The organism is Sphingobium sp. V4, from assembly GCF_029590555.1.
Taxonomy (GTDB): Bacteria; Pseudomonadota; Alphaproteobacteria; order Sphingomonadales; family Sphingomonadaceae; genus Sphingobium.
Genome location: NZ_CP081002.1, coordinates 80956 through 103058 on the forward strand (window position 1 = coordinate 80956; position 22103 = coordinate 103058).

Genomic DNA, 22103 nt, shown 5'->3' on the forward strand with positions numbered 1-22103 from the left:
GCGGTGCGACGCGGGGAAAGGCTGGACAACATTATGGAGTGGACTCCCTGGATTTTTTTATCTTGGTGGCGTCGGCGCCGCGCAGCAGAGCATCGCGCACGACGGCATCGCCGTAGAGCGCAGCGGCCGAGTGGAGGACGGACACCGAATAGGTGGAACGCCGCACATCTGGCGCGGCGGCATGTTTTTTAGGCATGGACATGCCTTTCCCGCACCGGCGGTGCGGTATGACAGGGCGGGATCGTTGACGGTCATGGCCTTGCCGCGCCCTGGAGACGCGGTCAGGCCACCCCGAGACGCGCGGCGGTTGGCCTTATACTGTCATTGAAAATTGGCGCATCGTTTCGCACTCCATGGGTGTGGAGGGAACACGATCCTGGCGTGGTCGCCCTGGCATCGCGCGCTTTAGCTGTTGGTGACGCGGAGCAAGCTGCTTCCCGATCAAAAGCCGCGGGCCATGCCGATGATGTCATCCGATACGTGGCCATTCGCATCGCTGGGGCTATGTCTACATATCAGATAGACTTTGTTGCGCAAGGCAAGTTTTGCTTTCGATCCCCATATCCGCGCTTGCAGCGGAACGGTTCTGCGTGTCCGCTTCCATCAAGGCATGTCCCGTTGGATCAGGGCGCGCGCGTTCGTTTTCGTCCGCTCCTGCCAAATGGGCCCTAGCCCTGCCGAAGGCGACGGATGGCCTCTATTGGCCAAGGCTCATTTCGATCGGCGAACGGGGTTGATCGCGAACGCGCCCAGCAGGGCGAAAACCGCGCCTGTGAAATAGATGGCGGCATAATCCTTTCCGCCGGCGCTGCCGATCATCAGGATGACCGGCGCGATGGCCGGGGCGAGCGACTGGGGCAGGCTGTTGGCGATCTGGAAGACGCCCATATCCTTGGCCCGGTCCTGATCGCTCGGCAGGATGGCGGCCAGCAGCGCCAGATCGACAGCGAAATACAGGCCCTTGCCGATCCCTGCCATCGCCACGCCGACCAGGAACTGGTCGACCGAGGGCGCGAGCGCGATTGTCAGGAATCCCGCGCCTTCCAGCACGGCCGCCAGGAATACCAGCGGCTTGCGGCGGCCGGTCCAGTCGGTAATGAAGCCGCCGATCATCGATATGCCGATTGTGGCGGTCGCGATGATTCCCATCGATTTGACCATCACCTGCGTCGCATCCGATTTCGGCAGCGACAATTGGTCGGTCAGGAAGAAGAGCTGGTAGGTCAGCAGGAAGGACCAGGCCATCATGATGAGGAAGCGGCTGCCGAAGGCCCAGCTGAAATCCCAGTCGCGGAAAGGCGCTGCAATGTGCCGCAGCATGGCGCCGACGCCGACGGGCCGATCTTCATCGGGCGAGGCCGGGCGGTCGGGCAGGATCAGACACAGGGTGACGATGCCAACGACCGTGATGGCGAAGGGCGCCAGGAACATCAACAGGTCGGACGATTGCGTGAACTGCGTGATCCAGCTGCCAGCGAAGGTGCCGGCGGTCGATGTCATGCCCAGCATCCCGGCGACGCGCCCCTGCATCCGCACCGGAATGACATCGGGCAGGATCGGCAGGCAGGCGGCCTGCATCGCATTGAAACCGGCTTGGCAGACCACCCAGCCAAGGCCCAGCAGCAGCAGGTTGGGTGCGGACCCCAGGACGACCAATCCGGCGCCGCTGACCAGCAGTCCGCCCAGCAACCAGGGTCGCCGCCGCCCGAAACGGCTGCGCGTCCGATCCGACAACGCGCCGCAGATCGGCGTCACGACCAGCGCGACGAACCCGCCGATCGCCAGGATGATGCCCAGCCAGCGCCCTTTTTCCGCTTCGGTCGCGATCGCGCCGACGCGCAGCGCCATGGTAATCACCACCGGCGTCAGCAGCGCGACCCAAATGCCGAATTGCGCCAGCACATAGACGGCGATGAAGGCGAGCGAGACCGGCTTGCGGGTCGCCTCATCGGCAGGGGACCAGGCTTTCATGTCTTGGCGCTCTCCGGTCCGGGTATCAGGGGTGGTAGGACTTGCCGGCCGCGTCGGCCTTCGCCTTGGCGGGGCTGTCTGCGAAAAGATCATTCATCTTCGTCGGCAGGTTGGGCTCGACATACCATTGCGCCGGGAAGTCGGCGGCATGGGGACCCTTGATGCTGCGATGGACCAGGCCCGAACTGGTCTTGCGCGTATAGGGGACGACATGCTCGCCCTTGCTGTTGGCCATCTGGTCGAAAAGTGCCTTGCGGAGGGTGATCTTCGTGTCCAGCCATCTGGGATCGTCGATCAGATTGTGCATCTCGTCGGGATCGCTCTTGAGGTCGTACAGTTCCTCCAGATCCCAGACGCCATGATATTGGATATATTTCACCCGGTCGCGCTCGATCGCGAAGGTCGTCGGCGTTTGGGGGAAGCTCCATTCCCAATAATATTCGTAGACGAAATCGCCCGGGTTCCAGGTCTTTTCGTCCATCTTGCCCTGCGCGACGGGCAGGAAGCTCTTGCCCTCCATCCGGCCAGGTTCAGGGATATGGGCGACGTCGAGGAAGGTGGGCGCCAGATCCAGATTGCGCACGACCGCCGGATTGGTCACGCCTTTCGGCAGCATCCCCGGCGCCCACACGATCATCGGCACGCGGACCGAGGGTTCATAGGCGTTGCGCTTGTCGATCAGCCCATGGTCGCCGATCAGGAAGCCGTTGTCGGAATAGAAGACGACCATCGTATTCCTGTCGAGATGGTTCGCCTTCAGATACGCCATGATGCGACCCAGGCTCTCGTCGACGGGGGACAGGGTGCGATAATAATCGCGCACCTGCTCCTTCATCGGATTGTCGGTATGATAGGGGAAGTCGGCCCCGTGCCAGCTGTTGCGCTGGTTCTGCACCCAGAGCGGCTTGCCGGCGTTATTTTCCGGCGTGTTCGCCATGCTCGCCGGCAGCTTGATATCCAGATCGCGATATTGCTTCTTGTAGCGATCGGGCGGCAGCGGATCGCTATGGACCGCCTTGTGGCTCAGATAGAGGAAGAAGGGTTTGGACTTGTCGCGCCCCTTTTCCAGCCAGTTCATTGCATAGTCGGTAAGCTCGTCGGTGATGTAGGCGGTCCGTTTCACCTGCCGGCCATCGACATTCAGCATCTGCCGCTCGCCCGCCGCGATCTTTTCGGGCGACAACTGTTCGGTCGGGAAATAGGTGCCCTGGCCCTTGAAGCTCACCCATTTGTCGAAACCGGCGCGGGGGGCGTCGGTGTCGAAGCCCATGTGCCATTTGCCGAAGAAGCCGGTCTGATATCCCGCCTGCTGCAGGTAGGCGGGGAAGAAGACCAGCCCCTCTTCCGAGCTGTTGTTATTGTCGACCACGCCATGATTGCGCGTGCTCTGGCCGGTCAGGATGGTGGCGCGGCTGGGCGAGCAGAGCGAGGACGTGACCACCGCATTGGGGAAATAGACGCCATTCTTCGCCAGCGCATCGATATTGGGTGTCTTCAGCCCCTGCGTCAGGAACCCCATCGCGTCGTAACGCAGATCATCGACCAGCACGAAGATCATGTTGGGGCGCTGCGGCTCGGCCGGCGCGGTGGGCCTCGCCAGCGCGGTCGTGCCGAACAGGGCGCAGACGGTCAGCGTGGCGCTTAGGATGCGGCGGGCATTCTTCATGGGCGGGATTCCTTTCCGTCTCGGGCCGAGGATGGCGCTCAATGGTGCGACCGGACAGGCAGCATGATGCCCACGCCGCGGGGATAGGCGGGATCGGGACCGTCATCGGGCAGGTCGGGACTCTGCCGTTCGACATCCGCCATGCTGCGGGGCAGGGCGAAGGGCAGGCGACCGCGGGCAACAGCCCGCCCCGATATCACATCCAGCACCGCCGCGTCGCTGGCGCCGAAAGTCACGAGCATCGCCTTGGTCATCGGTTCAATCGCGGTGAGGATCGCGGGGCGGTCCATTTCGACGGCGACGATCGTGGGGACATGGGCGGCGGCGCGGGCGATTGCCTTCACGTCTGCATCTTCGGGGCGGAAGTCCAGGCGGCCCTCATGCTGGCGCGATCCGAAGAAATGATGGGGATGCAGCGTTTCGAATGGTGTCGCGGTGCGAATGAGGGCGAACTCCGCTGCCGCAGGATCGTCGACCACGGTGAAACCTGCCGCCCGCGCCGCCGCCGCCGCCACGCCGTGCAGCCAGACGCGCTTGCCGGCGGCGACCGGCAGCAATGCGTTCTCATTGCGCAGCAGCACCTGGCTCGCGCGTTGCACCGCGTCCGCCTTCGCCTGATGGAGGGCATTGCCCACGATATTCGTAGCGGCATCGGCATCGACATAGGGGTTATCGAACAGCCCGAGCGCGAATTTGAGTCGCAACACTTGCCGCACAGCCTCATCCAGGCGAACTGGTCTGATCCGGCCTGCGCGTGCTGCCGCCACCAGGGGCGCAGGATCATCGGCGCCGCCAAACTGGTCGATTCCCGCCTCAAGTCCCTTTACGAAGCGGGTGGTCACGTCTGCTTCTTCCATGCCCCATGGCGTGCCGATGGAGGCTGGCGTCTGCGGATGGGCGGCATCGGGGGCTATGCAGGCCTGCGGACAGTCGCGGGTGATCGACCAGTCGGACAGGATCAGGCCGCGATAGGCTTTTTCGCCACGCAACAGACCCGTCAGTATCTGCTTGTTGAAACCTGCGGCGACCGGCTCGATGGCCTTGCCGGCGATCGTCGGCCCCTGCACGATGACATATGTAGGCATCACCCCGGCGCTATGCGCGGCGAGGGCATCATCGAACGCGCGGACATGCTGGTCGAAGGCGGCCTGGGTCAGCGGTGCATGGCGGCCATAATGATTATGCCCGTCAAAGCCCTTCGGCTGCGCGCCATAGCCCACCCAATGCTTGACCACGGTGGCGACGCCGTCCTTCGTCACTCCGTGCCGACCCTGCTGAAATCCTTCGACATAGGCGCCTGCCAGCCGCGAGACGGTCACCGGGTCGGATCCGAAGGTGGCGGCAAAGCGCGGCCACCGTGGTTCGGTAGCCAGGTCCGCCTGGGGCGAGAGCGCCATATGGATGCCGACGGCGCGATATTCGATCCGCGCAATATCGCCGAAACGCCTGACCGTTTCCGCGTCCCCCAGAGCGGCGAAGCCCAAAGTGTCGGGCCAGAGCGAAAAGCCGCCGCCAGTCGTGCTGGCGCCCAGGGTCGCCTGGAAATGATGGCGCGGGTCGGTGCTGATCGTGGCGGGTATGCCGAGGCGGCTGGCTTCGGCAAGCCGCTGGATGGCGTTGTTCTGCGTCGCGAGTTCGGCCGGCGACACGACGAGGCGTGTGATGAAGCTGCTGATGTGCCGTTGGTCGATCAAAGTCTTGGCAGCGACGGCATCATAGGTCCGGCCGGAAAAGCCGATGGTCGATCCCGGCGTGGGCAGGCTCGCGTGGAGCAGCATTCCTGCCTTTTCCTCCAACGTCATCTGCGCCAGCAGATCCTCCACCCGCCTGTCGATCGGCTGGCGATAATCCTCGTAGACGTCACGCTTGCCATCATGGTTGAGGTCGCGCCATGGGTCGGTTGGTGCTCCCGCGCCGCCGAGTACAAGGGCAAAAAGCGACGCAGCCGCGATCCTTCCGCGCATCACCATGTCAATTGCTCCTTCCCGCAAAAGGCATCGACCGGGCTGACGCCGGCAAATGGCGCATCGCCAAGCAACCGCTCGGCCAGCGCCGTCTGGACGTCGGGCAGCGAGGCATAGGCGTTGATATAGGTCGCGACGTGCGGGGCGTCATACAGATAATAGGGCTGGCCGAAAGACAGTAGCAGGGTCGGGATTTCGCGGTTGAACTGGATCATCGCGTTGCGGGGGCTGCCGTGCAGCTTGGCGAAGTCCAGGAAAATGTGCCCAAGGGCCGGGGTCGTTTCCTGTCCGATCAGATAGAGGACAAGGTCCGTATCATCCGGCGTCGGCATGGCCGCGGGGTCGAAGGCGCGCACGGCGAAACCGCGTGCTTCCAGTGCCCCGCGTAGCGGGTCGAAGCTGCGTTCGGGCGCGCCGGAAAAGAAGCTCGATCCTTCGTCGGCGATCACCGCGATACGCTTGTGCTTGGTTGGATCGAGGGGCAGCAATTGCTGCCTGTCCTTGACCAGCGTGATGCTACGTCCCGCCGCATCGGCGGCGATCGCGAGATGATCGGGCCGGCGCAATATTTCGCGCACCCGTTCGACGGGGGCAAGCCGCTCGTCGTTCGTCATGCGGTGAAGGCCCAGTTTCGCCTTGAGCGTCAGGGTGCGGGTGACGGCTTCGTGCAGGCGCCGTTCGGACAGCCGGCCTTCGCGCAGCCCGCGCAGCATCAGCGCCATGTCCTCACCCGGATCGCGGCTGAACAGGAAGACGTCGCAACCATTCTCGATCACCGCAGGCACGGCTTCGGCCCTGTCCATCCAGCTGGTGAGGCCACCCATGACCGTGGCATCCGACACGATCAGGCCCTGAAACCCCAACTGCCCGCGCAACAATTCCTCGTTCAACAGGCGGGAGACCGATGCGGGCTGGAAGGCCGTGCGTCCCGCATCGGGCCAGCGTGACCGGACATAGGCGGGCAGGGCGATATGCGCCGACATCACGGTCATCACGCCATCGTCGATCAACGTGCCGAAGATGCGGCCGAAACTTTCCTCCCATTCCGCCATCGACAGGTCGTTGACGGTCGTGGTCATGTGCTGGTCGCGATCGTCGATGCCGTCGCCCGGCCAGTGCTTCGCGCAGGCGGCGATGCCGTCGGCCTGCAGCGCGTGAACATAGGCGCGGGCATGGTCGATGATGCGCTGAGGGTCCGATCCATAGGACCGCGTGCCCACGATCGCGCTGCGAAAGGCGTGGTTGATGTCCACAACCGGGGTGAAGGACCAGTTATAGCCCAACGCCCGGCTTTCGTGGGCGACGATGCGGGCAAGGTCGGCACTCAGCGCAAGGTCGTCGCAGGCCGCGATGCCCATCTGGTTGGGGATGGCCGTCGTGAAGGGAGAGCTGATCGTCCCGCCCTCGATATCGCCGGACAGGATCAGCGGCACGCCGGTTCCGTCCAGTGCCCGATCCAGCGCATGGCGGGTCGCCGCCCAGGCGGCGTCCAGATCATGGGCTGGGAAGCGATGGATGCCGCCAGGGGCATGGGTGGACAGATCGTCCACCTCTGCCAGCGTGTCATGGCGCGCGGACAGCACGAACAATTGCGCGATCTGTGCTTCGACCGAGAGGGCGTCACGGGTGTTTTCCACCCAGCGCTGATCCTCCGGGGAGAGGGCGAGAGGGCCAGCGCTGGGCGAACGGGGGGGAGACAGGTCGGGGATGGCGATACTCATCGGGCAGAGGCGAATGCGCGTGCGGCGGCCGCAACCGCCGCACGCTGTCCAATCAGAATTTCACGCCCAGGGTGGCGCCGAAATAACGATCCGCATCCTTGTTGAAGGTGCCGACCAGATCATAGTTGCCGCCCAGGAACGAGGTGTGGCCGATGCTGGTCAGGTAGTTTTCGTCGAACAGATTTTTGACGAACAGGGTCAGGCTGTAGCGGCCGTCAATCTGTTTCACGCCGATGCTGGCGTCCACCAGCGTATAGGCGGGCTGTTCCAGCAGCGGGTCCTGCTCGACCGAGAAGTTCATAGCGCTCTGGAAATTGACGCCCACCTGCGCGAAGCCGGCATAGTCGGTGCCTGGAATGTTCGCTTCGTAACGCGGCGCGATGCTGATGCGCCATTTCGGGCTGACGGGCAGGGTTGCGCCGCGCAGATTTTGCGTCGGTGTGACTCCGGCAGCGGCGCGGTAGCAGATGTTTGACGGCGATCCGGACATGATCGGTGCGGTGGCCGCGATCTGCTGCGGGCAGTTCAGGCCATCGATGTCGATGCGCGCGTCCGAATAGGTCACGGCGCCGGTCAGGCTGAAATGATCGTCGGGACGCACCGTCGCCTCGACCTCGAACCCCTTGGTGCGCGACTTGCCGGCATTGGTGGATACGAACTGGACCACGCCCGATGCGATGTCGGACCGGTTCGCCTGGACCTGAAGATTGGTATAGTCCGCCAGGAACAGCGCGGTGCTGACGCTCAGTACGCCGTCGGCGGTACGGCCCTTGAAGCCCAATTCATATGCGTTGACATGTTCCGGTTCCAGCACGGTCTGGTTGGCCAGATTCGTGGAAATTTCCATGTCATAGCCCAGCCCCTTATAGCCGCGGGTATAGCTGCCATAGACCTGTGCATTGCGACTGAATTCATATTGCAGGCCTGCCTTGCCGGTGACGGCGGTGTCGTCGGCGGAGACCGAACCGCTGGTCGATGCGTTGCCAGGAAACACCACGTCGCCCGCAACGATCGGTGCTGTGCGGGTGCCGCTGTTGGTGCCTTTCTCATATTGCACGCGAAGGCCGCCGATCGCCTTGAGGCCACCGATGATGCGATAGTCGAACTGGCCGAAGGCGGCGATGCTGTCCTGCTTCAGGCGAACATTGCTCGCGGCGGATTGCCAGACGATGTTGGCGGTGGCGCAGGGCTGGCCGAAGGTGCCGGCGGTGCAGCGGGCGCGGCGGCGATCGAAGGGACGCTCTATGTCCGAATGCATGTAGAAGACACCGGCGACATAGTTGAGGTCGCTGTTGCCGTTGTTGGCGATGCGCAGTTCCTGGCTGAAGGCGGACAGGTCCACGACACCATGGTTCTGGCTGAAATAGGAATAGGTCGCGCCGGCCCCGACGAACAGCGGCACGTTGCTGTTGATGCGTTCGATCGGCTGGTTCACGTCCAGATAATATTTCTGGTATGCGGTGATCGACGTGATGGTTGACTCGCCCAGATCCCAGTCGGCCTGGAGCGAATAGGTCTGCTGGTCGCTGTTGGAATAGGTGACGGTCTCGTCATTCAGCGTGCGGTTCTCGCGCGTTGCATTGATCGGGCCGACCAGAGATTGGAGATTGGGATTGGTGATCGCAATCCAGGTCGAGGCGCAGCAGTCCGCTTCGGTCTTGCGATATTCGGCCGCGAACAACAGATTCAGGTTGTCGGTCGCGTCCCATTCCAGCTTGCCGCGCACGCCCCAGCTCTTCGAACCATTGTCCCAGCCGCCGGTGGCGATGTTGCGGGCGATGCCGCGCACGTCATTGTAGAAGCCGGTCACGCGAGCACGCATCGTGTCGCTGATCGGGCCCGACACGGTGCCGCGGACGCGATATTCACCATGTTCGGCGATGGTCGCTTCGGCGCGGCCTTCGAAATCGCGCGAGGGACGCGCGGTGGTGACGTTGACCACGCCGGCGGTCGCGTTCTTGCCGAACAGCGTGCCCTGCGGGCCACGCAGCACTTCGACGCGCTCGATGTCGGCGAGGTCGGTGAAGCCCTGGGTCTGGCGCACGGCGACCACGCCGTCGACGACGGTCGAAACGGACGATTCGACGCCCTGGCCGAACAGGGCGGTGCCGATGCCGCGAATGCGGAAGCTGCTGTTGGTAGGCGTGGCGCCCTGTTGGAAGGTGAGCGACGGCACCGCCTGCACTAGGGAACTGCTGTCATTGATCTGGCGATTGGCCAGCGTATCGGCGCCTACGGCGGTGACGGCCAGCGGTACATCCTGGAGGCGCTCGGCGCGCTTTTGCGCGGTCACCACGATGTCGGTGCCGTCCAGCGCCGCGGTATCGGCGCCCTGGTCCTGCGCGAATACGGCCATGGGCGACATGACAGCGCCAAGCACGATCGCAGATGCGCTGGCATGGCACAGGATATTTCTGGAAAAACGCATTTTTGCCTCCCCTATCTCGCCCGGACGATTGTGCACCGGCGCGCTGTTGTTCAAATCCCGGCGGCCACCGAAGCCGGCGACGCCCTCACGCTATTCGCTTGCGCAATTGTAGCGCTAAATGTTCGACGGATGAGTTGGAGTCAAGTCAGAATTTTAGCGCTATAACTACAGGCGGCAAGTTGGATGAAACCACGGGTTTGGCGGCATTTGCCATTGCGCATATTTTAGCGATAAATGACAGGTGCGGGCGCGGGGGCGTTCACCGAGCAGGCCGACATCCGTCGCCCAACGGAAAACAGGGAGTTCACCATGGCCCGTCCGGGTCGCCGTTCCAGCCAGGCCGTCACGATCCAGACCGTTGCCGATCGCGCCGGCGTTTCGACCATGACCGTGTCCAATGTGCTCAACAACAGCCACAAGGTGCGGGAAAAGACGCGTGAACTGGTGATGGCTGCCGTGCGCGAACTGAACTACATACCCAATCTGGCAGCCCGTTCGCTGGCCAGCGCGGCGACGATCCGGATCGGCCTGTTGCACCGCAATATCGAGAATGCCTTTCTCAGTTCCATTCTGGTTGGTGCGCTTGACGCTACCAGCCAGTTGGGCGCGCAATTGCTGCTGCGGCGGCTCGACAGCGCGGCGCCGGTCGAGATTGCGCGACAGATGAAAGCCCTGGTGGACAGTGGCGCCAATGCCATCCTGATCGTGCCGCCCTATTGCGAAGTGGCCAGCATGTTCGGGCTGACGCGCGATGTTCCGGTGCCCGTCATCGCCATGTCGCCGGGCGACGAATTGCCGGGCGAATATTGCGTCCGGATCGACGATCGTGAAGCGGCGCGCGAAATGACCGCCTATCTGATCGGCCTGGGCCATCGCGACATCGGCTTTATTCGCGGTGGTCCGGGGCATCTGATCCATCGCACCCGATGCGACGGCTATATGGCGGCGCTGAGGGATGCCGGCCTTGATGTTCGTCCGGACCTGATCGTCGAAGGCGACATGAGTTTCGAATCCGGCCTGGCCGCGGGCGAGCAATTGTTGAAACTCGCGCATCGTCCCACCGCGATTTTCGCCAGCAATGATGACATGGCTGCGGCGATCGTGTCGCTGGCGCACCGACGGGGTCTGGACGTGCCGCGCGACATTTCTGTGGTTGGCTTCGATGATACCCCCATAGCAGTCAAGATCTGGCCGCCTTTGACCAGTGTGCGGCATCCCGGTGCGCGGATTTCGGCGGAAGCGGCGACGCAGGCGGTGGCGCTGGCGAGGAGTGCGGAAACGCTCCCTGCGCCCTCGACAACATATCTGCGCCATGAACTGGTGATCAGGGAATCCACGGCATCACCTTCGCTGGATGGTTAGCCCCGGACCAGTCGCATATACATCCTGATCCGGTCCGACGATCGTGGTTCGTCTCGAACATTGATCGGTTGCCAACGGTATGGAGGCGGAGCACGGCCGCCTGTCGTCAATCGCGAACCGAATGCAATTTGTGCAACGCAAAAATTTCGCTTGCGACTCGAATGAAAGGGTGACAGCTTGCATGTCGTCGAAGCAGGGGCGCTTCGATCTATAGACTGATGCTCGCCGATGACGGCAGGCTCAGTTCCGTTCCTTCACAGGATCGATCAGGCAATGATGCCGCCCGGACAGGTCTTGCGACCTTGGTCCTGGCGGCTTTTTTATTTGGTTTTCCGCCAGCGGCCTGCGGCTGCCGGGCGGCTCTCAAGAACATCTTTCGCGCGCCGGATCGGTTTCCGGCGACGGACGGCCGCGCCCGTGCGCGGCTGATGACGAGCAACAGGGAAGGACATTGGGGAATGGCAGAGGGGGACAATCGGGATAGCGTCAGCCGGCGCGGTCTGCTCAAGACCAGCGGCACGGCGGCGATATTCGCTGCGGTGCAGCAGGCATTTCCATCCGGCGTGTTTGCGGCCGGGTCGGGTCCGGAAGTATCGGGCGCCAAGCTCGGCTTCATCGCGCTCACGGATGCGGCGCCGCTGATCATCGCCAAGGAACTGGGCCTCTTCGCCAAATATGGGATGCCCGACGTGCAGGTGATGAAGCAGGCCAGCTGGGGGGCGACCCGCGACAATCTGGTCTTGGGCAGCGGCGGCGGTGGCATCGATGGCGCGCATATTCTGACGCCGATGCCCTATCTGCTGACGCTGGGCGCGATCGGCAAGGCGACGCCGATGAGCATCCTCGCCCGCCTCAACGTCAACGGTCAGGCCATTTCCGTTTCCAAGGAATATCTCGGGGCGAAGGCCGACCTCAACGCGGCTAAGATGAAAGGAGTTATCGCCCAGCGCAAAGGCGCGGGCAAGAAGATCAGCATGGCCATGACCTTCCCCGGCGGTACGCACGACCTGTGGCTACGCTACTGGCTGGCCGCTGGCGGCATCGACCCGGACAAGGATGTGGAGCTGATCACGGTTCCGCCGCCACAGATGGTTGCGAACATGAAGGCCGACACGATGGACGCCTTCTGCGTGGGTGAGCCGTGGAACGATCAGCTTGTTGCGCAGCAACTGGGCTACACCGCCGTATCGACCGGCCAGATGTGGATGAACCATCCCGAAAAAAGCTTCGCCATGCGTTCCGACTGGGTCGCGAAGCATCCACGGGCGGCGCAGGCGATCACGGCCGCCATCATCGAGGCGCAGCGCTGGGCCGACAGTCCGGCCAACACCAGCCAGCTCGCCAGCACGATCGCCGGTCGCGATTATCTCAAATGTCCAGTCACCGACATCGCCGATCGTCTTCAGGGCAATTTCACCATGGGCGACGGGCGCAAATTCCCGAACGCGGCCTTCAAGATGAAGTTCTTCGCCGGCTACGCCTCCTTCCCCTACAAGAGCCATGACCTCTGGTTCCTCACCGAGAACCAGCGCTGGGGCAAGCTGCCCATGTCGCTCGACACCAAGGGCACCATCGCCAAGGTCAACCGCTCCGACATCTGGCGAAAGGCCGCGGCGATGCTGGGGGGCAAGGGGCCGGCCAGCGATAGCCGGGGCGTCGAGAAATTCTTTGACGGCAAGAGCTTCGATCCCGCCAACCCCAAGGCTTACCTCGCCAGCCTGGCGATCAAGCGCGTCTGACAGGGAAGGAAAAGAGCATGGCCTTGCCATCGCCCAACAGCAAGAATGGACCGTCGGTTTCGGCCGGCGCTCCCGCCACCGAACTGGGGGTCATCCTGCCCTATCCCGAAGAGGCGATCGCCCGCCGGAGTTTCGAGCCGGTCGCGGCGCCGGTTCACCCGCTGGTCCGGACCGCCCGGTCCATGGTGGCCAATACGCTGCCGACATTGGTGATGGTCATGGGGCTGCTGCTGGTCTGGCAGCTGCTCTGCGGCTCGCCGGACGCGACCTTCCCCAGCCCCTACAAGGTCTGGCAGGAAAGCCATGAGGTGATCGTCAATCCCTTCAAGGGGGTCGATTTCGTCGCGATGAGCATCCAGGACGGCGGCGACGTCGGCATTGCCGGCCATGTGCTGACCAGCCTCAGCCGCGTGCTGATCGGCTACAGCATCGCCGCGGTGATCGGCGTGGCGCTTGGCATATTGATCGGGCAAAGCGTTTTCGCCTTCCGGGCGCTCGATCCGTTGTTCCAGGTATTGCGCACCGTACCGCCGCTGGCCTGGTTGCCGATCAGCCTGGCGATTTTCCAGCAGGCCCAGCCCTCGGCGATCTTCCTGATCTTCATCACCGCGATCTGGCCGGTCATCCTCAACACCGCCGCCGGCGTCCAGACGATCCCGGCCGCCTATCGCAACGTGGCCAAGGTGCTGGCGCTCAATCCGGTCGAATATTTCGTCCGCATCATGCTGCCCGCCACCGTCCCGCACATGTTCACCGGCCTGCGCATCGGCGTCGGCATGAGCTGGCTCGCGATCGTCGCCGCCGAAATGGTGCAGGGAGGCACCGGCGTCGGCTTCTTCATCTGGGACAGCTACAACAGCTCGCTGCTGACCGACACCATCGTCGCGCTGGTCTGGATCGGCATGGTGGGCTTCGCACTGGACCGCATCGTCGCTTTCGCGGGCCGCATCATCGGCCGCGCCGGTTAAAGGGAAAGGACAGGCTCATGAAACAGCGCAGCTATCTCGCGCTTGAGGGCATCACCGTCGAATTTCCGACCAAGGCCGGGCGCTTTTGCGCGCTCGACGGGATCGATCTGGAAGTCGATAAGGGGCAGTTCGTGGCGCTGATCGGCCATTCGGGCTGCGGCAAGTCGACGCTGCTCAATGCCGTCGCCGGGCTGGTCAAGCCGACCAGGGGCGTGATCTTCCTCGACGGTCAGGTGGTGGACGCGCCGGGACCGGACCGGGCGGTGGTCTTTCAGGACCATTCGCTGCTGCCCTGGCTGACGGTGGAGGAAAATGTCCGTCTCGCCGTCGACAAGACGGCGGACGGCAAGAGCAAGGCCGAGCGCAGGGACTGGGTCATGCATAATCTGGAGCTGGTCCAGATGGCCCATGCCGCCGCCAAGCGCCCAGGTGAATTGTCGGGCGGCATGAAGCAGCGCGTGGGCATCGCCCGCGCCATCGCGATGAACCCGCGCGTATTGCTGATGGACGAACCGTTCGGCGCGCTGGATGCGCTCACCAGGGCGGCGCTGCAGGATGTCGTCATGGATTTGCAGGCCCGGCTCAACAATACCGTGCTGATGATCACGCACGACGTGGATGAAGCGGTGTTGCTGGCCGACCGCGTGGTGATGATGACCAACGGCCCGGCGGCACGGATCGGCGAGGATCGGGCCGTTTCGCTGCCCCGGCCGCGCAACCGGCTCGAAGCGATCGATACGGCCGAATATGCCGAGGCGCGATCGGCCGTCATCCACTTCCTGCACGAGCGCTACCGCAACCCGGCGACACTCGCCGCCTGACATCAAGACCTATGGGGGGATGCCCTGGAAGGCCCAGAAAGGGCCATCAGGAGCCAAGAAGGGGGATTTATGCGTAAGGTTTGTTTCTTGTTGTCGGCGTCGATATCCGCCTTGACCGCAGTCGCGACGCCAGCCCTGGCCGACGACATCGTGTTCAAGCCTATTGTCGAGGCGCGTTTGCGCTATGAGGGCGTCGATCAGGCCGGTCCGGCGCCGCTGACCAGCAGCCGCGATGCCCATGCTGTAACGATGCGGGTGCGAGCAGGCGGAGAGATTTCCAAAGGCCCGTTCGCCTTTCTGGCCGAGGCCGAAGGGACGCTGGCCATCGATGAGACTTATAATAGCGGCGTCAACGGCAAGACGCTCTATCCAATCGTACCGGATCCCGAGACTGTCGAGGTGAACCGTGTGCAACTCCAGTACCGCACCAAGCCGCTGGTGGTGACCCTCGGGCGCCAGCGGATCAACCTGGATGACCAGCGCTTCGTCGGCTCGGTCGCCTGGCGCCAGAATGAGCAGACCTTCGATGCCCTGCGCGTCGAATATATGGGCGTGAAGAATCTCAAGGTCGACGTCACCTATGCGATTTCGGCTCGAACCATCTGGGGTATCGACGGCGGCAAGTTCGGCGCAACCCACCGGCCGACGCATATCGACGGCGACAATCTCTTCGCCAATATTTCCTACAAGATGAAGCTGGGAACGCTGACCGGCTTTGCCTATCTGGTCGACCAGGATGAAGCCGTGCTGCCGCTCCGGCGGAATAGCAGCCAGACCTATGGCGTGCGTTTCGTGGGCGCGCAGCCCCTCTCGAAGACAGTGAAGCTCAGCTATCTCGCCAGCTATGCGCGCCAGAGCGACCATGCCGCTAACCCCGTCGATTATTCGGCCGACTTCGCGACGGCGGAACTGGCGCTGGATGTCGCCGCGTTCAAGTTGACGGCGGGCTATGAACTGCTGGGGTCGGATTCTGGCGCGACCGGCGTCGCCGGCGGCTTCGCCTTCCAGACACCTTTTGCCACGCTGCACAAGTTCAACGGCTGGGCGGACAAGTTTCTGACCACGCCCGGCACGGGCATTCAGGATTATTATGCGGGCGCTGCGTATACAGTGCCGAAGCTCGGGAAGGCGGGCCCGTTGGTGGCATCCTTCATCTTCCACCGCTTCAGCAGCGACCGGCTGTCGATCCATTATGGTGATGAATATAATGCGCAGGTGACGATGAAGCTGAACAAGCGTCTGAGCGCGCTTGTCAAATATGCCGATTATCAGCGTAAGGGCATCGCCAGCTTCACCGGCGATGCCGACACGAAGAAATTCTGGGCACAGATCGACTACGCTTTTTGAACATCGCGCTCGATGCAGATGCGCGGGATCGGGAAGACCGGTTCCGCGCATCGCTGTCGGACATGCCGGTCAGGAGCTTTGCCGATAGCGGGGGACGGCCGGTCGTCGGGCTGAAGTCCGGACGGCTTTTGGTTTGCGGAACCAGAATGTCCAGACCGCCAGAGACCCCAGGAGCGTCAGGGCAAGGCCGGACAGGGTCATGACGATCCTGAAGGGCAGGCCGCCGACCTTGGCCGTGTGCAGGGGGTAAAGCAGGTTATAGCCGCGCACGGTCATGGGCAGGTCCGCAGCATCGCGACTGGCGACGAGCGCGCCATTGTCCGCCGCGAACCAAAGCGTCGTCCGCCCGTTGGGAAGCCACTCCTCGGGCGATCGCATCCGCAGGGTTATCAGGCCATTATCCTTGCGCGGCAGGCTGATGCTGCGAACCTCCGCATCGGGAAAGCGCGCTCGGGCGGTGCGGATCATCTGCGCCCAGTCGAGCTGATCGTTCAGCTTGGCGGGGCGGGGCGGCGGCCCCTGGAGCGCCTTGTCGATCAGTGCCGGAGCGCCCGGCCCGAACATCAGCGCGGCCAGCGGCCGGAACACCAATATGGCGCCCGTCAGAAGCGAAAGCAGCAGCAAAGGTGCGATGACGACGCCCAGATCGCGGTGATGGCGTACGATCGCCGGCCGGCTCATCCGGGCGGGCCACAGGCGGAATGCGAACGTCTTGCGTGTTTTCCACCAGAGCAGGATTCCAGTCACGACGAAGAACAGGCCGCACACCGCCGCGATCCCGATGACCGTCTCGCCGCTATCACCCGAAAAGAGGTGATGATGCAGGTCGAACATCCAGATTTCGGGGCGTTCCCACTGGCTCTGCCATCGGGTCACGATGGTTCCATCCTGATCGGCATAGGCGCCCGCGCCTTCCTTGAAGGTCAGGCGCAGAAGACCGAAATTCTGCGAAGCGAAAGTAAGCGATTGCGGCTGCGCCACAGGATCGCCCATGACCTGCTGTGTTACCGCCGCCAGATGCGCGGTCTCCTGGACCTGCGCGTCGCCGGCATGGGGCAGCAGCACCCAGCTATCCTTGTGGACAAGCAGCGCGCCGGTAAGCCCGAGGATCGCCAGCACCAGGCCGATGATCCCCCCCGTCCAGCGATGCAGCGTGTCGATCAGCTTCATCAGAACCGATAGTCCCAGGACAAAGTGAAATTGCGCCCGCGACCGGCGAAATAATGGGCATTGTCGGTCGGCCGGACGGTCTGCGTGTAATAGTCGATGTAGAATTTGTCGAAGATGTTCTGGGCCGCCAGAGTGACCGCACCGAAGCTGGTCTGATAGCGCAGGCTGAGGTCGGTGACGTTATAGCCGCCGAAACTGAAGCCCCGATTATAGGCGGCGTTGGCCGGGCTAGTCCAAGGTCGGACCTCAAACTGGCGTGACAGGAAGAATTGCGTCTGGATGCGCGCCGACAACGGCCCGCGCACATAGCTGGCCGCGACATTCAGGCGGTCGGGCGAGATGTTCGCACCGTCGAGGTCGCGGTCCACCTTGTCGATGCCATCCGTGCTGTTGCCATCGGTGCGGCCGATCAGATGGGCATAGCCGGTCGACAGGGTCAGGCCGGGAAGCGGCATCCGGGCCGACAGGTTCACTTCAAGCCCCTGGATCTCGACCCGCTGCCGCTGGATTTCGAAAGGCGCGCCGATGGCGGTCTGCACCAGCAGTGATCCATTCTTGCTCGTCGACCAGAAATAGGCCGCACTCGCATCCAGCGGTCCACGCTTCAGCTCGAATCCGATCTCGCGATTGTTGGAGACGATGGGACTGATGTTCATATAGCTATCGATATCGACGCCCGCCCGGTTTACCGCCCGCGCGATCCGGCCCACATCGGGCACGGTATAGCCTTCGGCATAGCTGGCATAGGCACGGATTCCGGCCCACGGCTCCAATATGACGCCGCCGTTGAACAATGTGTCGTTGAAGGTCGGCGTCCCGCCGGACACCGCAAAGCCTCCATTGTAGCTCGCGAGCGTCCGATAATCGTCGATGGAGACGCGCACATCCTCATGGCGGACGCCGCCAGCCAGGCGCAGTTTCTTGTCGAGCAGGGCCAGGTTCAGCTGGGCGAAGGGCGCCAGGCTGCGATAGTCCGTCGGCGGCACCCAAGTGCGGCCGGTGGCGATCAGCCGCTGCTCGGTCAGGTCATAGAGGGCGTCGAAGCCGAGCGTTGCCGTCAGCGCCTCAAAGCCGGGAACAGCGCGTTCATAGCTGATCTTGCCGCCATATTTGCGGCTGCGATTCTGCGACTGGTCGAACAGCGTGCCGATCGGCGCGAGGCTCGCGTCCTGGAAGGTCGCGATCGGCGCGATTTCGCCGCCATAGGTGTCGCGCGAGCGGTTGAAGAAGATCTGCGCGATGAAATTGCCGCCCCACAAATTGCTGTCGGTCAGCGTCAGCGCCGCGCTCTCGGTGCGGTTCTTCGCCGGATCGCCGGGCGGAGTTCCGCGCACCGACGTGGTCGGGCGATCCACGCGGTAATCGCCGTCCAGCGCCACATAGTCGCCGTCGCCCTTCAACTCGAAACGGCTCATGGTGAGGTCGAGGCGGGCGCTGTCGCTCAGTGCATAACCGAAACGTCCGAAAAGGGACCAGCTGCGGCTGTCCTGCGTTTCCCCTTGCGTCAGGTCGGTGCCGACACGATCCCCATGGCCATCGTAGAAGGCGCCGCGCTTTTCATAGGCGGCGCCCACGGTCGCGTCCCAGCGACCCGCGCGCCAGCCGATGAGGCCCGCGACCTTGCCGCCGACGCCGTCGCCATGAAAGCCGGTATCGGCATTGCCCTGCACCAGGATCCGGCCGGTGATGCCATCGGTGGTCGGTGGAGCGACCGTCACCTGATTGACGATGCCGCCAGTGCCGCCAATGCCCTGCAGCGCGTTGGAGCCGTAGATCAGCTCGACGCGGTCGATGAAGAAGGAATCGATCGTGAAACCGTCCCGCGCGCCGTCGCGCAGAGGCGCGGTCTGCGGAATCCCGTTGATCGCGTAGAGCGGGGATCGGCCGCGCAGCGTTTCGCCCGCGCCCGACAGCTTCTGGCGTGTCGGCGAGAAGGATGGCGTCAGCGTCGATACGGCATCGACGATGGAGCCACTGATCGCGACCTGCTGGTTCAACCTTTCCTGGTCGATGACATCGATCGTCAGGGGGAGCGCATTGGCGGGCAGGATAGTGCGGGCCGCCGTGACGATGATTGCGTCATCCCCATCGCCTGCGGCGGGCGCTTGGGCGAGCGCCGGAGAGCAGGGCGCGGTTGCGCACAGGAGCGGGACGATGAAATGACGCATGAGGACCCCCTGAAAGACGGCGCCATCTACTCAATCCAAGATGATCCTGCAAGTCATTCGCATTCCGGAATGTGCCTTCGACCCGATGACATTCTGGTCAGAGCAGCGCCAAAAGACCCGTCTCCGGGTCGGTTGCGCCCTCCAGGATCATCTTGCCAGCGACATAGAGGATCACCAGCAGGCCGAAATATGCGATGGCGCGGTAGCGTTCGATGACGCGCGCCAGCAGGTTCGCCGCCACGCCCATCAGCGCGACAGACAGGACCAGGCCGATGACCAGGATGCCGGGATGCGCGCGCGCCGCGCCGGCGACCGCCAGCACATTGTCCAGGCTCATGGAAACGTCCGCGATGGCCACGGCCCAGGCCGCCTGGGCAAAACCCTTGGGCGCGGCCTTGCCGGCAATATCCTCGCCATCCTCCGATGCGCCGCCCGAGCGAAGCTCGCGCCACATTTTCCAGGCGACCCAGACCAGCAACAGCCCGCCGGCGAACACCAGGCCGACCAGCTGCATCAGCTGAGTGACGAGCAGGGCAAAGGCGACGCGCAGGACCAGCGCCGCGACCACGCCGATCGCGATCACCTTGCGGCGCGACGCGGGCGGCAGCCCGGCCGCCAGCGCGCCGACGACGATCGCATTGTCTGCGGCCAGCATGATGTCGATCAGCACGACCTGACCGAAAGCTGCCAGTGCAGAAGGGGAACCGAGATTGGTGAAGTCGGCGACGATATGCTGCCAGATGTCGTTCATAAAACCCCTCGCCACCGGTCAGGCAGGAGACGCCCGCACCTGAACCAATGGCCGTTGCGTTGCGGGCGGTCCTCATGGCCCCGCCACGGGACGACCGCCGCATAGGCAGCGAAGCTGTCATCAACCTTTCAGATCGATGGAGCAGCCTGTCCCGATAGGCACCGCCCATCATTTCGACTTTTTTGAAAAGTCTGGACGATTTTATCCGGATTACTCAAGGGATAGTATCCGGCTATCTCTGATGTCACCACTTCGCCACCGCCCATATCGAGGGAGACAGACATGACCATCACCGCCACCCCGACCCCCGCCAAGGCTCTGCTTTCGCCCGATAACCATGCGCTGGTCCTGATCGACTTCCAGTCGCAGATGGCCTTCGCCACCAAGTCGATCGCGCCCGAACTGCTGCGTAACAATGCCGCGCTCGTCGCCAACGCCGCTGCCGGCTTCAATGTCCCTACAATTCTGACGACCGTCGCCGAAAAGAGCTTTTCCGGCCCCATGTTCGATGAAATCACCGACGCCTTCCCAGGTCAGCCCATGCTGGATCGCACCAGCATGAATACATGGGAAGATGCTGCGGTGATCGAGGAAGTGAACCGCCTGGCCAAGGATCGCCTGGTCTTTGCCGGCCTGTGGACCAGCGTCTGCATCGTCGGACCCGTACTTTCGGCCCTGGAGCAGGGCTTTGAAGTCTATGTCATCACCGACGCCAGCGGCGACATCAGCGAGGAAGCGCATGAACGCGCCGTCGAACGCATGATCCAGGCAGGCGCCCGCCCGATCACCGCGCTCCAATATCTGCTCGAACTGCAACGCGACTGGGCGCGCGCCGAAACCTATGACCTCACGACCGGCATCGCCCGCAAATGGGGCGGCGCCTATGGCCTGGGCATCACCTATGCCAAGACGATGTTCGGCGCCTCCGAGGGTGGTCACTGACCACAAGACCCGGTTTTCAATTTTTCTCTGAAAGGATTGTCCCATGAGCAATTTCATTACCACCAGCGACGGCGTCGACATCTTCTATAAGGACTGGGGCGCGAAGGATGCCCAGCCGATCATGTTCCACCATGGCTGGCCGCTTTCGTCGGATGACTGGGACGCGCAGATGCTGTTCTTCCTGTCGAAGGGCTATCGCGTCGTCGCCCATGACCGTCGCGGCCACGGCCGCTCGCAACAGGTCGATGTCGGCCACGACATGGCCCATTATGCCGCCGACGCAGCCGCGGTCGCCGAGCAACTGGACCTCCGCAACGCGATCCATATCGGCCACTCGACCGGCGGTGGTGAAGTCGCGGCCTATGTCGCCCGCCATGGCCAGCCGCAGGGCCGCGTTGCAAAGGCGGTTCTGGTCAGCGCCGTTCCGCCGATCATGCTGAAGACCGATCGCTATCCCGACGGCCTCCCGATCGAGGTTTTCGACGGCCTTCGCGCCGGTCTCGCCGCCAACCGCGCGCAATTCTTCCGCGATGTCGCCGCCGGTCCCTTCTACGGCTTCAACCGCGAGGGTGCGGACGTGAAGCCTGCGGTCATCGACAATTGGTGGCGCCAGGGCATGATGGGCAGTGCACTTGCCCATTATGAGGGGATCAAGGCCTTCTCCGAAACCGACCAGACGGACGATCTGAAGGCGATCACCGTGCCCACGCTGGTGCTGCATGGCGACGACGATCAGGTCGTTCCCTACCGGAATGCCGGCGTGCTCCAGGCCGAGATCCTGCCGAACGCCACGCTCAAAATCTATGCAGGCTATTCGCACGGAATGCTGACGGTGAATGCCGATGTGCTGAACGCCGACATGCTCGCCTTCATCCAGGCCTGATCGCGAAAGGGGAATGGACGCATGAAGCCCTATCTTCTCTCGCTGGGGGCCGGGCTGCTGGTCGGTCTCGTCTACGGCTTGCTCGGCGTCCGTTCCCCCGCCCCGCCGGTCATCGCCCTTGTCGGGCTGGCGGGGATATTGCTGGGCGAGCAGATGCTGCCTTTCGCCAGTCGCCTTCTGTATTCGTCCCCTGTCGTTCATG

General features: G+C 63.4%; 16 protein-coding genes and 1 pseudogene. 8 read left to right on the forward strand and 9 right to left on the reverse strand.

The window, feature by feature from the left end; translation table 11 throughout:
* Window positions 1-31 precede the first annotated feature (31 nt).
* From K3M67_RS16235 to K3M67_RS16260, 6 genes are all read right to left on the reverse strand, one after another.
* Window positions 32-196: a hypothetical protein gene (locus K3M67_RS16235; RefSeq protein WP_198162878.1), complete on the reverse strand. Its 165-nt coding sequence runs from the start codon at window positions 194-196 to the stop codon at window positions 32-34.
* A 515-nt stretch (window positions 197-711) separates the two neighbouring features.
* The gene (locus tag K3M67_RS16240; RefSeq protein WP_066858890.1) at window positions 712-1971 is read right to left on the reverse strand and encodes an MFS transporter; all 1260 of its coding nucleotides are present in this window, start codon (window positions 1969-1971) and stop codon (window positions 712-714) included.
* 25 nt (window positions 1972-1996) lie between these two features.
* A complete protein-coding gene (locus K3M67_RS16245) occupies window positions 1997-3637 on the reverse strand; it encodes a sulfatase family protein (protein WP_285833426.1) in 1641 nt (546 codons plus the stop codon).
* Between the two features lie 38 nt (window positions 3638-3675).
* Window positions 3676-5607 (reverse strand): glycoside hydrolase family 3 protein, encoded by a 1932-nt coding sequence (locus tag K3M67_RS16250; protein WP_285833427.1) that lies wholly within the window; start codon window positions 5605-5607, stop codon window positions 3676-3678.
* The gene (locus K3M67_RS16255; protein ID WP_353051190.1) at window positions 5601-7238 is read right to left on the reverse strand and encodes a glycoside hydrolase family 3 protein; all 1638 of its coding nucleotides are present in this window, start codon (window positions 7236-7238) and stop codon (window positions 5601-5603) included. The genes K3M67_RS16250 and K3M67_RS16255 overlap by 7 nt, the downstream gene beginning before the upstream one ends.
* Window positions 7239-7374: 136 nt before the next feature.
* Entirely contained in the window at window positions 7375-9750 is a 2376-nt protein-coding gene (locus K3M67_RS16260; RefSeq protein WP_285833429.1) for a TonB-dependent receptor, read from the reverse strand.
* Window positions 9751-10059: 309 nt separating this feature from the next.
* Between K3M67_RS16260 and K3M67_RS16265 the strand changes: the two genes are divergently transcribed.
* From K3M67_RS16265 to K3M67_RS16285, 5 genes are all read left to right on the forward strand, one after another.
* A complete protein-coding gene (locus tag K3M67_RS16265) occupies window positions 10060-11112 on the forward strand; it encodes a LacI family DNA-binding transcriptional regulator (RefSeq protein WP_285833430.1) in 1053 nt (350 codons plus the stop codon).
* Window positions 11113-11570: 458 nt separating this feature from the next.
* Window positions 11571-12851: a CmpA/NrtA family ABC transporter substrate-binding protein gene (locus K3M67_RS16270; RefSeq protein ID WP_066859047.1), complete on the forward strand. Its 1281-nt coding sequence runs from the start codon at window positions 11571-11573 to the stop codon at window positions 12849-12851.
* Window positions 12852-12868: 17 nt separating this feature from the next.
* A complete protein-coding gene (gene ntrB, locus K3M67_RS16275) occupies window positions 12869-13819 on the forward strand; it encodes a nitrate ABC transporter permease (protein ID WP_285833431.1) in 951 nt (316 codons plus the stop codon).
* Between the two features lie 17 nt (window positions 13820-13836).
* Window positions 13837-14640: an ABC transporter ATP-binding protein gene (locus K3M67_RS16280; protein WP_285833432.1), complete on the forward strand. Its 804-nt coding sequence runs from the start codon at window positions 13837-13839 to the stop codon at window positions 14638-14640.
* A 69-nt stretch (window positions 14641-14709) separates the two neighbouring features.
* Window positions 14710-15987, forward strand: coding sequence for an alginate export family protein (locus tag K3M67_RS16285; RefSeq protein WP_285833433.1), 1278 nt, complete (start codon window positions 14710-14712; stop codon window positions 15985-15987).
* Window positions 15988-16056: 69 nt separating this feature from the next.
* Here the strand turns inward: K3M67_RS16285 and K3M67_RS16290 are convergent, their stop codons facing one another.
* The 3 genes from K3M67_RS16290 to K3M67_RS16300 all read right to left on the reverse strand — a co-directional run bounded on the left by K3M67_RS16290 (window position 16057) and on the right by K3M67_RS16300 (window position 20076).
* A complete protein-coding gene (locus tag K3M67_RS16290) occupies window positions 16057-17157 on the reverse strand; it encodes a PepSY-associated TM helix domain-containing protein (protein ID WP_285833434.1) in 1101 nt (366 codons plus the stop codon).
* On the reverse strand, window positions 17157-19325 hold the full coding sequence (locus K3M67_RS16295) for a TonB-dependent receptor (protein ID WP_285833435.1): 2169 nt from the start codon (window positions 19323-19325) through the stop codon (window positions 17157-17159). The genes K3M67_RS16290 and K3M67_RS16295 overlap by 1 nt, the downstream gene beginning before the upstream one ends.
* A gap of 97 nt (window positions 19326-19422) precedes the next feature.
* Window positions 19423-20076, reverse strand: a complete 654-nt coding sequence (locus K3M67_RS16300; RefSeq protein ID WP_285833436.1) for a YjbE family putative metal transport protein — start codon at window positions 20074-20076, stop codon at window positions 19423-19425.
* A 282-nt stretch (window positions 20077-20358) separates the two neighbouring features.
* Between K3M67_RS16300 and K3M67_RS16305 the strand changes: the two genes are divergently transcribed.
* The 3 genes and pseudogenes from K3M67_RS16305 to K3M67_RS16315 form a co-directional block, all read left to right on the forward strand.
* Window positions 20359-21018, forward strand: a complete 660-nt coding sequence (locus tag K3M67_RS16305; protein ID WP_285833437.1) for a hydrolase — start codon at window positions 20359-20361, stop codon at window positions 21016-21018.
* 43 nt (window positions 21019-21061) lie between these two features.
* Window positions 21062-21901 (forward strand): alpha/beta fold hydrolase, encoded by an 840-nt coding sequence (locus tag K3M67_RS16310; RefSeq protein ID WP_066858900.1) that lies wholly within the window; start codon window positions 21062-21064, stop codon window positions 21899-21901.
* A gap of 21 nt (window positions 21902-21922) precedes the next feature.
* Window positions 21923-22093 (forward strand): annotated as a pseudogene (locus tag K3M67_RS16315) (DUF1427 family protein); the annotation flags it as partial.
* Window positions 22094-22103 lie beyond the last annotated feature (10 nt).